Here is a 12,324-nt window from a genome sequence, read left to right as displayed (position 1 = left end):
CTGGCGAGTTGCGGGTCAACCTTCCTCGACCTTCTCCACATGTGTACTTGCCGGGTCCAGGTCGATATTCCGTGCGTTGATCAGTCGAAGCCTGGGCACCGGATCGCCCGTGGTGTCGTCGATCAAGATCGAGTGTGGCTCATCGTCATCGAAGGCGTGGCGCTCTCCCCATTGCCGCAGGCTCGTGATCACGATGAACAGATCCATACCGCGTCCGGTCAGGATGTACTCGTTGCGGGTACCTTGCTCGTTCGGCCGGACTTCGAAAATTCCTTGCTCGACAAGGGTTTTCAGCCTGTCCGTCAAGATATTCTTTGCGATGCCCAGGTTTCGCTGAAACTGACTGAACCTCGACGACCCGTCGAAGGCGTCTCGCACGATCAACAGCGACCATCTGTCGCCGATGATGTCGGCCGCTCGGGCCGTCGGGCAGTGTGGGTCCGTCCATTGCGTGCGATCAGGCATCGGGTTCCTCATTGGTTGCGTTTTAAAACTGTATTGACATAGTCTTCAAATGGTATCAAAACGCAACCAAATTGAGGTGGAAGTGACTGCACGTCAATCTGTCGAGAACGCACGGGACAAGTTCAAAATGCCGCGTGGATTTCGCCTGTTGCTCGCGGTGCTCTGCGGTGTCTCGGTAGCCAATATCTACTACGCACAGCCGCTCCTCGGGCAAATCGGTTCAGATCTTTCCATCCCTCCGGCCGGCCTCGGCTTCGTAGTCGCGCTCGCCCAAATGGGTTACGTGGTGGGGTTGATCGTGTTGGTGCCACTGAGCGATCTCGTGAATCGCAAAAAATTGATCGCAATCCAGATCGTCTCTGCTGCAACAGGAACGATGCTTGTTGCTGTGGCCGCCACGAATCTGCAACTGCTGATCGGGATGGCCGTCGCAGGCACCTTCTCGGTCGTCGTTCAAGTCGTAGTCGCCTACGCTGCGGCAATCAGCGACCCAGATGAGCGCGGCGCAAACATCGGTGTGATCACCAGCGGCGTTGTCGTCGGCATCATCCTCGCTCGAACTGTCGCCGGCGCAGTTGCGGATCTGGCAGGCTGGCGGGCGGTCTACGCCGGATCCACCTTGATTTCGGTCCTCATCGCGGCTCTCGCGTTGACGATGCTGCCGAAAGACCTTCGTTCGCAATCGGATCGGGGTTCGTACGTGGGTGCAATGGGATCGGTCGTGACATTGACTCTTACGAACCGACTATTTCGCACGAGGGCTCTGATCACCCTGTTCCTGTTCGCGTCCTTCGGTGCGCTCTGGAGCGGTATGGCATTACCACTGAGCGAGGAGCCATGGCGATTGTCGACCACACAGATCGGGCTCTTCGGAATCGCCGGATTGGTCGGAGCATTGGGCGCGGTCGGTGCCGGACGTTGGGCCGATCAAGGCAAAGCCCAACGCGTCACCGGGGCGTCGTTGGTCGTTCTCTTGCTGTCGTGGGTTTTCAACGCGCAGGCGACGCACTCGCTGGTGTTACTCGTAGTCGGTGTTGTTGCGTTGGACTTCGCTGTGCAGGCTGTTCATGTCTCGAGCCAGAACCTGATCGTCGCGGATGAACCGGAATCGGCCGGGCGGACCATCGGTAGTTACATGGTGTTCTATTCGTTGGGCAGCGCGGCTGGGGCGGTTTCCACCACTATGGTTTTCGACGCGGCAGGGTGGGGCGCTGCAAGTATTCTCGGCGGCGCCTACGCGTTTGCAGCCTTGATCGTGTGGACGGTCGATCGATTGCGGACCCGCAACACCCTAGGGAGTTGGGAGCCACGTCCTGGCCGCGACGACCAAGGCGTTCACACCGATGGTCAGGGTCGGCTCGATCACGGGAGCGTAGTGCGGGGAGTGGTTCGACGGCACGGTTCGCAAAGCCGGATCGGTCATGTCACCTGTCGTGAACAGTGAAGGGTCGGTACCGCCCAACAACCAGTACGACAGTGGCGCACCGGCACTGGTCGCGAGAATGCCGACGTCTTCACTACCTGCTCCTGCGCCGGGATCGAGAATCTTGTTCGTCCCCAACCATTCGGCAAACGCATCAAGTGTCTTGTCCAGCGCCGCCGGGTCATTGACGACGATCGGAAAGTGCTCCGTCTCGGTGATGGTCGGTGGGGTGGGAGCGCCGGCGGTGGCCGCTTCGCCCTGGACGATGCGGTCGACGCTATCCAGGATGCGCTGACGCACAACTGCGTCGTAGCTGCGGATGTTGAGTTGCAGTTCTGCTTCGCCGGGAATGACGTTGGCGGCATCTCCAGCATGGATGGAGCCGACGGTGAGGACAGCTGTTGCAGTACTCGGGACCTCGCGTGAGATGACAGTTTGCAAACGCAACACGGTTTCGGCCGCCATGACCACGGGATCGACCGAGTTCTCCGGCATAGATCCGTGGGCGCCCTTTCCGACCAGTCTCACACGAAGTGAGTCCGATCCCGCATACGAGGGGCCGGCGTGCCCGGCGATCGTGCCTGCCGGTAGCGGCGATACGTGTTGGCCGAGAACGATGTCGGGCTTCGGGAATCGCTCGAACAGTCCGTCGTCGACCATGGCTTGCGCACCCGCGCCAAGTTCCTCCGCCGGTTGGAAGACGAGGACAAGAGTGCCGGACCAGGTCGTCGTGTCCTGCGAGAGGATCCGGGCTGCACCGAGTAAGCAGGTCGTATGCAGGTCATGGCCGCACGCGTGGCTGACCGAGACGGTCTTCCCCTGGTCGTCGGTCGTTGTCACGGTGCTGGCGTAGTCCAATCCGGTTTCTTCCCGAACCGGGAGGGCGTCCATGTCCGCACGCAGCAGCGCTGTGGGGCCCGCTCCGTTCTTCAGGACTCCGACGACTCCGGTTGTCCCGACGCCGGTAGTCGTGTCGAATCCCAGTGCTGTCAAATGTCCTTCCACCAGACTGGATGTTCGATGCTCGTGAAATCCAAGTTCCGGGTTGCCGTGGAGGTCTTTGTACAGGTCGATCAAATCCAGATCCACTGCGATCGTTTCGTGCACTGACGAGGTCATGAGAGTCCTCTCGGTAGCGTCTTTTCAGGCTAACCGGGATGACGGGTCGGTAAACAGGACCTTAGGCCCCACCGCGTCCGCGATGCGGAGTTCTGGTGCTACGGCACGTAGAACGATGCGACACCTGGGGTGATGATGGATCCGGCCACAGACGTCACGGCGACAGCGACTTGACCGGTCCCGGTCTGCACGATCGCCCCTGCCGGGACTCCGTTCAGACCGTCCGAGAGACGAGCGGAGCCGGAGACCCCGGTCGAAAGGTTCAGCCAGCGCACTTCGGACGAGAGCAGGCATCCCCAGCGGTCTTCCTTGCCCCCGGTGATCGTCACTGTGCCGGGTAGTTCGCCGACTACAGCTACGCAGCGGACCGCCGGCGCGTCGAAGCTGCCGTTCGGGTTGCCGTACGGCGCAGGGTTGATCTGGAATGGAATGGTCACCGCAGCGGATGCGAGCGCTACCGACGTCAGAGCCGACGTGATCACGACGGATGTGCAGGCGCTCAGTCGGCGAACGAGATTCATCACGGAGGCCTCCAGCCATATCCAGGCGATTTGCTTATTCCCCGACATAACGTCTTGGTCGTAACTTCCCTTCTTGCACCGCCGCATTGAAGACGACAGCCTCACCATATCCGGTTGCACAGGAGAATTCAGGTACTCGTCGCTATTCGATACCTGTAGCGGCCTCAGATGCCGTCCGTCGAACCGCTCGAGGGGATCAGAACGCGCGGATTCAAGATGTTGTTGGGGTCGACAGCGTTCTTGATGGTCCTGTTCAGTTTGCTGACGACGGGATCGAGCGAGTTCGACAAGCGATCTCGTTTATCTTGTCCTACACCATATTCTGTTGCTGCGAATCCGCCCAGAGTGCTCACGAGTTGATAGATTTCTTGTCGCGCCGCGGAGGCGGATTCAGCGGCGGCCACGTCTCCGATGGGGTAGTTGAGGACTGGGTGCGTGAGCTCGTCGGCTGCGTGGGTGTAGCTGACGATGGTGGTGCTGTAGCGCTTCGCGATGTCGGCTATACCGTCGGTGAGCTCGGGGAGTCTGTCGATGGGTACCGCGACGTCGTCGCCGATGACCACCCCTTTCTGCTCGAAGGCTTCGTAAACGGCATAGCGGGGGCGGATGAACAGTTCGCCTTCGTGAGGGTCGTCGGTAGCGTATGTAGCTGTGGCTCGATGCTTTTCGCAGAGAGTGCTCATCAAATTCATCTCTGTCTCTGCGCCGTTACCGGCGTCGGATCGCCCGATCAGGAGTGCTCCGGCATCGGTGTCCAGTTCCATGTTGAGGAATTCTTCCGCCACCTTGATCGCTGCGTTGTCGAGGATTTCGAGTTCTGAAGGGCGTATTGAACTTGTGATATCTCGGGCAGCGGCAACTGCGTCGGCCATGAGTGGAAAGAAGGCCACCAATGTGTGGGGAGTCGGAGGCTGAGGGATGAGTCGCAGCGTCAGTTCGGTTATCACACCGAGCGTTCCTTCACTACCGACGAATAGCTTGGTCAATGCAAGCCCTGGGGTGTCTTTGATCCGTTTTCCGCCCAGTTCGGCGACGGATCCATCAGGCAGCACAACCGTCATACCCAGGATGTAATCACTGGTGACGCCGTATTTTATGCAGCACGGTCCGCCTGCGTTGGTGGCGGCATTACCGCCGATGGAACAGATTTCATAAGACGACGGGTCTGGTGGATAGTACAAACCTTCGCGCGCGGCAACCGCCTTGACGTCATTGGTGATTGCCCCTGGTTCGACGATCGCGGTTCGTGACGAGACGTCCACTCGAATAGATTTCATTCGCTCGAGGCTGAGGGTGATAGCGCCGTCGACGGCGGTGGATCCGCCGACGACGCTCGTGCCGGCGCCCCGTGGAATGACCGGGACATTGTGACTGTTGGCGAAGCGCAAGGTCTCCTGGACATCTGCCGTCGTCGAAGCACGTACGACGGCGATCGGAGTGCCGGCTGCGGGATCGAAACTCCAGTCCTGACGATAGGACTGGAGTAGATCTGGATCTGTGATCATCGCACCCGGCGACAATCGTCGGGCGAGCGTGTTCAAAGCGTCGACATTGACCATGATCTGGCTTCAGCCTTCCGATCCGAGATGTGAAACTCATTGTGTCCAGGGCATGTCCGTGGACCTAAGAGTTGAAAGTTAGTATCTCGAGTGCGGTTGAGATCCACCGAATGTGGCGTACGTCATATGTTGGTGAGGTCGGTCAGTACCTGATCGAAGGCACCGGTACGTCCAGGTGTCACTACCTTCTGAAACAGTGTCAGGACACATTCGTCAAGGGCGTCGGTTGCCGTGAGGGTTCTTCTGGTGACGATACTTCTACCGGACCATCGCCCACGTTCCATGTGTGCCAATACGATTCCGTCACGCCGGGCTGTTGCCTTTCGGCCCGAGGAATGAACGAAGAGGTATCTTCTGCCCGCGATATCGACTTCGCACAGCTTGTTCTTGCGGCGCATGGCCTTGGGTCTCTGGTCGATCAGAGTCCCGATCGTTCCGTCGGACAACCGAAGTGATGCAGGTCGGCCTTTGCGGAATGTGAGCCTTGGTCGATCCTGCTCGGCTGTTGACGATTTCCTCTTCCGCCCGCCGGAAACGCTTACTAATTCGTCGTCTGGTGCGGGAATCAGTTCGCCTTGGACGCTCCCCGACGGATCGAATATCGATACGGCCGAACCACCTTCGGCAAGGTTCACGAACCAGCCGGTCTCTGTAGGGGTGTTCCATTTCATGTAGATGATTATTCTTCATCGGTGCCGAGGAACGTCAGCAGATAGTCCGAGACGAGGATCGCAGTTGTCGGGAAAGACCTCGACGGACTCGAGCACCAAATCGCGCAGTGCATCGATCACTTCGCCTCGTGACGGAGCTTCTTCGCTGAATTCGTTGACAATCGCTTCGACGGCCAGACGATGAAGAGCCTGGTGCTGGTCGACGACGTGGCGTAGGCGGGGAAGCATGCCGCGTACGGTGTCAGGCTCGAGTGAGTGGGCGATAAATCCGACGGCTCGCCCGTCGAGGTTGCAGGTCAGGCTGTAGTAGTCGTCGTCCAATCGCTCACCGTCGGACAAGATGTAGTGCCCGCGGACAAGGGTGCCGAGCGCTTCGTCAGTGATGCCGAAGCCGGAGTCTGTCGTCACGAGAGCAGCCTAAAGGTTGACGAGGGCAAGGCGTAGTTCTGCTGAGACGGCCACAACGTCCGAACCGTGGCAGGAGCTGTTTTTCGCCAATCCACTCGCAATGTCCCGCTGACTGGGCATCCGGAACCTTCTGCGCCGCGACTGCCTTAGCGTTCTACGTCGATAACCACGTGAAGGGATTTGTTCAATGGCTAAGAATCAGGCACCCCCCGCGACACAAGCCAAGGACATCGTTGTCGATCTATTGGTGATCGGGTCCGGTACCGGCATGGCTGCCGCTCTCACCGCGAACGAACTCGGCTTGTCCACGCTGATCGTGGAGAAGACGCAGTACGTCGGCGGTTCGACGGCGCGGTCCGGTGGGGCGTTCTGGATGCCTGCCAACCCGATCTTGGCGAAAGCCGGTGCGGGCGACACCGTTGAGCGAGCGAAGACATACGTGCGTTCGGTGGTCGGTGATACTGCCCCTGCCCAACGAGGAGAAGCATTCGTCGACAACGGTGCGGCCACTGTCGACATGCTCTACCGCACGACGCCCATGAAGTTCTTCTGGGCCAAGGAATACTCCGATTACCACCCCGAACTGCCGGGCGGTAGCGCCGCCGGACGTACCTGCGAGTGCCTGCCGTTCGACGCGTCGGTACTGGGAGCGGAACGCGGTCGCCTGCGCCCAGGTTTGATGGAAGCCGGACTGCCGATGCCGGTGACGGGTGCGGATTACAAGTGGATGAACCTGATGGTGAAGAAGCCGAGCAAGGCTTTTCCCCGCATCATCCGCCGCCTGGCGCAAGGCGTTTACGGCAAGTACGTCCTCAAGCGTGAATACATCGCGGGCGGTCAGGCGCTCGCCGCCGGACTGTTCGCCGGTGTGGTCCAGGCCGGTATCCCGGTGTGGACGGAAACGTCGTTGGTTCGGCTCATCACCGAAGATGGCCGCGTAACGGGTGCAGTTGTGGTGCAAGACGGACGTGAAGTGACGGTGACCGCTCGGCGCGGTGTCGTCCTGGCAGCCGGCGGGTTCGACCACAACATGGAGTGGCGCCACAAGTACCAGTCGGAGAGCCTCGGTGAGCATGAGAGCCTGGGCGCAGAGGGCAACACCGGCGAAGCGATCGAGGCAGCACAAGAGCTCGGTGCAGGTATCGGATCGATGGATCAGTCCTGGTGGTTCCCCGCGGTGGCAAGCATCAAGGGCCGCCCGCCGATGGTGATGCTCGCAGAGCGTGCGCTGCCCGGCTCTTTCATCGTCGACCAGACCGGTCGTCGATTCGTGAACGAGGCGACGGACTACATGTCGTTCGGCCAGCGCGTGCTCGAACGGGAAAAGGCTGGCGATCCGGCCGAGTCGATGTGGTTTGTTTTCGACCAGGAGTACCGCAACAGCTACGTGTTCGCAGGCGGTATCTTCCCCCGTCAGCCCCTTCCGCAGGCATTCTTCGAGTCCGGCATCGCGCACCAGGCGAGCAGTCCGGCCGAACTCGCCCGCAAGGTCGGTCTCCCCGAGGATGCGTTTGCCGAGTCCTTCCAGAAGTTCAACGAGGCCGCTGCTGCAGGTAGCGATGCGGAGTTCGGTCGCGGCGGCAGCGCATACGATCGGTACTACGGCGACCCGACAGTGTCTCCGAACCCGAATCTGCGCCAGCTCGACAAGAGCGCCCTCTATGCGGTGAAGATGACGCTCAGCGACCTGGGCACCTGCGGCGGTGTGCAGGCGGACGAGAATGCACGCGTGCTTCGTGAGGACGGCAGCGTCATCGACGGCCTGTACGCGATCGGCAATACTGCGGCCAACGCATTCGGTCACACCTACCCAGGCGCCGGCGCGACGATCGGCCAGGGGCTGGTTTACGGATACATCGCGGCCCATCACGCAGCAGAGAAGTAGCTCAAACCGTAGATGCACTAGCTAGTAGATCGACCTGACGGGAGATCAGCGCGCGTTTCCGATGCCGGAACGTGCACTGGTCTCCCGTTCGGCGTGTAGCAGCAATGCCAGCTGTATGTCCCATCTCGGTAACGCTGACGTGCCGGGTGACCGAGGCGCGGTATCGTCTCCAGAAGTGATGTGAGGCACTGATTTTTTCACCAGATGCCGTGGAATGAAGTGGCGCCTGATATCGACCGGTCGGGTCGAAAGCGCAAAAACAGGTACGTACCCAGGTAATTCAACCGTGGCGTGGAGCGTCGTGAAGCGACAGCGTATGAGGTGATTCCTCATCCGCAACGCAAGGATCTCCATGTTCCACCCCATTTCCGACCATCCGGGTAGACACCCACCCTGTCGATCTTCGAACGAAATGCCCTCAGTTCGGTCCGGCATTCGTAGTCCTCGATCAACGATCGATTCAGGCACTGCCTCGATGTAGAACCCGTATCTCCTGTGCTGTCACCAGGAGATACAGACCTGCGGGTCTATGCGCGCAATCGCGTTCGAGAGTGGTCACCGTACTTCTCTCCATGGCGCAATCCGAAAATTTCACTCCAACGGAGTCTCGGTGCGATGCACCGCGTAGCTCAGCACGTACTGAGTGCTGTCTGGCGGTAGAGCCTGCGCCGGCTCCGAGCACATCAGTCAAGGAAAATATGAGTAAGCACAGAAAACACAAGCCTTCCAGCACAAAACGATTCATCGCCGTAACTGCAGGACTGGGCGCCCTTGTGGGGGCCGGAGCAGTTGTCAATGCAGGTACCGCCGGTGCGCAGGGCTGGTCGGCGAGTTGCAGTTGGGAGTGGCCGGTAAGCGGATCACTTTCGCAGGGGTACCACGCGGGACATGACGGAGTCGACTTCGCTGTCAACGTCGGCACCGCGCTTCACGCGCCGACATCGGGCACGATTTCTGTTGCCGGACCCAATGATCCGGGTGGATACGGAACGTACATCCAGTTGGAAGCGGACAGTGGCGAGCAGATTCAGATGGGCCACCTCTCCGAAACCTGGGTCGGTGTGGGGCAGCACGTCGAGGTAGGCGACCAGATCGGGGCAACGGGTAACACCGGTAGCTCCACCGGTCCACATCTGCACCTCCGCATTCACAGTGGTGGCGCCGTCGATCCCATGTCCTTCCTGAGTTCGATCGGGGCGTGCGATACCGGGTCGAGTATCGTGCCCGCACCAGCACCAGCACCAGCACCAGCACCCGCACCCGCGCCCGCGCCGGAAGTAGCACCCGAATCCGCACCGGAACCGGCGCCAGTTCCCGTTGTCTACTCTGAGGCAGCCGAATCTGCACCGGTAGAGAGCATTCCGGAGTCGAAGGCTCCAGTGTCTGGCGAAGAGGTAGTCGTTGCGGCCGGTGATACATTGTTCGGCCTCGCAGCAGAACGAGGTCTCACCTGGCAGCAGCTGTGGGACATCAATCCACAGATCGCCGATCCCGACCAGATCTTTGTGGGCGACGTAATCAATCTGTGAGAGTGGATAATTCGATACTGATCCTGGGATGAGTCAAAGATTCGTATACGACCGGTTCCAGTACCCGAGTTAACTCCGAGTTCCAGGTGGTGCGTGTGAGCGCTGCAGCCGGGCCGTGTATTTCACGGTCCGGCTGTTTGCGCGCTCCGAGAAGTGATTCCTACCGAAGTGCTGATGCGTGGCGGTTCGCTTCTTGGGCAGCCACGGCCAATCGCGGGGGATCTTGCCGATACTATTGAGCCCGTGAACCGGTCCGCGATCACCTCCCTACGTCGACGTTGGTCAGATGAGGGCGTCGACAATTTACGGGCGCAGCTGCTCGATCAGTCGCGGATCGTCAAGCCGCCCCACACTCTCGTCTCCCCATGGGCGGAGACCGATGACGGGCTGATCGATGTGCGTGGCCTGACAGCGGGTAGCGGTGGATTGGACATCCGGTATCTCACGTTGGAACGGATTGATCTGAGTTTCGCTCGGGGTGCGATCTCCGCCTTCGAATCCGAATTATTCGACTGCCGTTTCGATTTCGTGGCACTGACCGGACAGCCCCGTTTCAATCGCCGATTCGAACGGTGCAGTTTCCGGGGTGCCACGCTCTCGCGTCTGGCGCTCGGACCGAGGGTGGTCGATTGCGATTTCACTGGAGCCAAAGCACGCGGGCTCCGCTCCGTGCCCAATACTGTGTTCGAACGATGTGCATTCGACGACACAGACCTGCCTGGTGCGCAGTTCGCCGATACCTCTTTCGTGGAGTGCACTTTCGGCGGCTCACGATTCTCGGCGGCCACGAGTTTTGTGCGGTGTTCCTTCACCCGGACCGCTGTCGAGTTCTCCGAGGCGCGAGTGTCGCGAACAACGGGTGACGGCGCCGCGATTCCGGATCAATGGGCAGGTGAGGCCGATTCAGCAGTCGCACTGGAGCGGTATGCCGGTCGATATGCCCGAGCACTTGGCATGGGCGACACAGAGGGTATGGCCCTCGATCCTGAAATGGATGATTCGTAAAGGGGGAGATCGATGACTCGCGGGGTCACGTTCAGAACAGTGTTCGGTGGACCGTCGGTGCCGCTCGACTTCATCGAGGAGTTGACTCGGCTCAGACACCGGCTGAGGCGCATCGCGATGCAGTACGACTTCGATCTGTTTGTTGTCGTTGGTGGCGACATCACCGTGGTGACCGATCCGACCGGGATCCGGCTTCCACGTGTGTTTCTGGGCCGGCGCACCGCTACGGCGCAGGTACAGATGAACACTGACGACGTGATGGGGGTGTCCGACCCGCGTGCATTTCTGTACACGACGATCCATGTGGCACTGACGGAACTGATCGCGCGTGTCTCAGACCGCGACAACGACTTCGATGCGGACGGGGAGCGGGCGAAGATCGAGTTCTTGATCCTCGATGACAGTGGCGAGCGCGAATCAAAGCTGTGATGGCAATGACAAATGCTGCGCTCCCAAATTCGTCAGGCTGTTGTCGCTCTCTGGCATCAAACACTGCGGTGGGCCCAATGAATCCGGACATTCCGGCTATACGATGTGTATATACGTTGTAACCGTACGTGTCACGGGTGGCCGGTGTCGGCGCGCTTCGTCCTTGTTGTGTGAGTGTTTCGTCCCGCTCCGCCCATTTCGGGCGATTCTTCATCTAGCTGAGGTTGGTGAATCTTCGGCTTGCGTCGTGGAACGATCCTCAGGCTTCGCCCGGGCTTGACGACTGAATACGGCCTTCCGTCCGCCCGAATAGACGGACGGAAGACCTCAATTCAGTTGCGGGTGAACGCACTCGGCGATCGCGGTCGGGTCTTGTCAGGGTTGAAATTCGTCGTTGGATGAATTCTCCGGCGAGCCGGCCGCGAGTATGCGCGTCCACCACCTTTGTCGCTGCGGATCTTCGTTCCAGACGACCGGTTCAGCCAGAGCTGCGGCGGGGGCCATGATTGGCGCGGGCATAGTGGACCTCCTGGATGAAAGGTTCTTGTACAGTCGATTTCGTGCCAAGCCGTTCAGGTCAGGCTTCGATCTGTCCCTGAGTTTCTGCCTCGGAGTTGGCAGTGCTGGACGGCGGCCCCGACGCGATTTCGATCCGCCGCGGTTTCGCCTTCTCTGTGATCGGCAAGCTCACGGTCAACACGCCGTTGTCGTACGAGGCGACGATCCGCTCGGAGTCGATGTCCTCACTGATGGACAGCTGCCTTCTATACGTTCCCGTGAAACGCTCACTGGCCAGCCACGTCACTCCATCTTCGGAGAGAGCACTGCGGTGCGCGGTCAAGGTCAGGGTCGAGCCATCTACCTGTACGTCCACCGATCCCGGGTCGACGCCGGGAAGATCGGCGTGAAGGACGTAGTGATCATCGATCTTGTAGAGGTCCATCGGCATGAAACGTGGACTTCGGTTGCTGCCGGTTCCGGTAGCAAGCAAGGACTTGGTGATCGCGTCGATGTCGGTGAAGGGATCGAAACGAAGCACAGCAACACACCTCCCGTATCGTCTAAGAAAGGCCACCGTCACCTCGACGGCGACCGAACTCACTGTGCGAGAACATGATAACCAACCGATCTGGCACTCTGCAACCTTGAGTGCCAGATTCTTCGACTGAACTTCGGCTAGATTTTCGGGAGCATCTGGGGGGCGTGGCTGTTCGGTGATCACGCGATCACTCGAGTCCTGCTGGATCAGGACACCTGGGTTCAAGAATCCGCAGATGCCTCGGTTCGATCCGCCTCGAACGAGTGTGATG

The 12,324-nt window shown here is 59.9% G+C and carries 12 protein-coding genes and 1 pseudogene; 5 read left to right on the top strand and 8 right to left on the bottom strand.

The genetic code is table 11. The annotated features are described in order from the left end of the window. Positions 1 to 15: 15 nt before the first annotated feature. On the bottom strand, positions 16 to 465 hold the full coding sequence (locus tag ABX74_RS27190; RefSeq protein WP_047890150.1) for a winged helix-turn-helix transcriptional regulator: 450 nt from the start codon (positions 463 to 465) through the stop codon (positions 16 to 18). Between the two features lie 49 nt (positions 466 to 514). Between ABX74_RS27190 and ABX74_RS27185 the strand changes: the two are divergent. Further along, positions 515 to 1,738: pseudogene (locus ABX74_RS27185) on the top strand (MFS transporter); the annotation flags it as partial. An 18-nt stretch (positions 1,739 to 1,756) separates the two neighbouring features. Here ABX74_RS27185 and ABX74_RS27180 read toward each other — a convergent pair. From ABX74_RS27180 to ABX74_RS27160, 5 genes are all read right to left on the bottom strand, one after another. Further along, on the bottom strand, positions 1,757 to 3,007 hold the full coding sequence (locus ABX74_RS27180; protein ID WP_019747511.1) for an amidohydrolase: 1,251 nt from the start codon (positions 3,005 to 3,007) through the stop codon (positions 1,757 to 1,759). A gap of 98 nt (positions 3,008 to 3,105) precedes the next feature. Beyond that, the gene (locus ABX74_RS27175; RefSeq protein ID WP_020968696.1) at positions 3,106 to 3,528 is read right to left on the bottom strand and encodes a hypothetical protein; all 423 of its coding nucleotides are present in this window, start codon (positions 3,526 to 3,528) and stop codon (positions 3,106 to 3,108) included. A gap of 164 nt (positions 3,529 to 3,692) precedes the next feature. Next, positions 3,693 to 5,087 (bottom strand): FAD-binding oxidoreductase, encoded by a 1,395-nt coding sequence (locus tag ABX74_RS27170; RefSeq protein ID WP_047890134.1) that lies wholly within the window; start codon positions 5,085 to 5,087, stop codon positions 3,693 to 3,695. Between the two features lie 122 nt (positions 5,088 to 5,209). Beyond that, complete coding sequence (locus tag ABX74_RS27165) at positions 5,210 to 5,758, bottom strand: hypothetical protein (RefSeq protein WP_047890133.1); 549 nt, start codon at positions 5,756 to 5,758, stop codon at positions 5,210 to 5,212. Between the two features lie 15 nt (positions 5,759 to 5,773). Then, on the bottom strand, positions 5,774 to 6,166 hold the full coding sequence (locus ABX74_RS27160) for a hypothetical protein (protein WP_020968699.1): 393 nt from the start codon (positions 6,164 to 6,166) through the stop codon (positions 5,774 to 5,776). 187 nt (positions 6,167 to 6,353) lie between these two features. Between ABX74_RS27160 and ABX74_RS27155 the strand changes: the two genes are divergently transcribed. The 4 genes from ABX74_RS27155 to ABX74_RS27140 all read left to right on the top strand — a co-directional run bounded on the left by ABX74_RS27155 (position 6,354) and on the right by ABX74_RS27140 (position 11,014). Further along, complete coding sequence (locus ABX74_RS27155) at positions 6,354 to 8,051, top strand: 3-ketosteroid-delta-1-dehydrogenase (RefSeq protein ID WP_019747506.1); 1,698 nt, start codon at positions 6,354 to 6,356, stop codon at positions 8,049 to 8,051. A 698-nt stretch (positions 8,052 to 8,749) separates the two neighbouring features. Further along, entirely contained in the window at positions 8,750 to 9,580 is an 831-nt protein-coding gene (locus ABX74_RS27150) for a peptidoglycan DD-metalloendopeptidase family protein (RefSeq protein ID WP_223258027.1), read from the top strand. 243 nt (positions 9,581 to 9,823) lie between these two features. Further along, positions 9,824 to 10,585 carry a pentapeptide repeat-containing protein gene (locus ABX74_RS27145; protein ID WP_029254668.1) on the top strand — a complete coding sequence of 254 codons (762 nt, stop codon included), beginning with the start codon at positions 9,824 to 9,826 and terminating at the stop codon, positions 10,583 to 10,585. Positions 10,586 to 10,597: 12 nt separating this feature from the next. Further along, positions 10,598 to 11,014: a hypothetical protein gene (locus ABX74_RS27140; protein ID WP_029254669.1), complete on the top strand. Its 417-nt coding sequence runs from the start codon at positions 10,598 to 10,600 to the stop codon at positions 11,012 to 11,014. A gap of 375 nt (positions 11,015 to 11,389) precedes the next feature. Here the strand turns inward: ABX74_RS27140 and ABX74_RS30505 are convergent, their stop codons facing one another. Beyond that, positions 11,390 to 11,533, bottom strand: a complete 144-nt coding sequence (locus tag ABX74_RS30505) for a hypothetical protein (RefSeq protein WP_019747498.1) — start codon at positions 11,531 to 11,533, stop codon at positions 11,390 to 11,392. A 58-nt stretch (positions 11,534 to 11,591) separates the two neighbouring features. Continuing rightward, positions 11,592 to 12,053, bottom strand: coding sequence for an Hsp20/alpha crystallin family protein (locus ABX74_RS27135; protein ID WP_029254670.1), 462 nt, complete (start codon positions 12,051 to 12,053; stop codon positions 11,592 to 11,594). Positions 12,054 to 12,324: the final 271 nt, after the last annotated feature.

The organism is Rhodococcus sp. ARP2 (genome assembly GCF_001029585.1).
Taxonomy (GTDB): Bacteria; Actinomycetota; Actinomycetes; order Mycobacteriales; family Mycobacteriaceae; genus Rhodococcus_F; species Rhodococcus_F erythropolis.
Note: the sequence above shows the minus strand (reverse complement) of the source record. Positions and strands in the feature narration are given on the sequence as shown.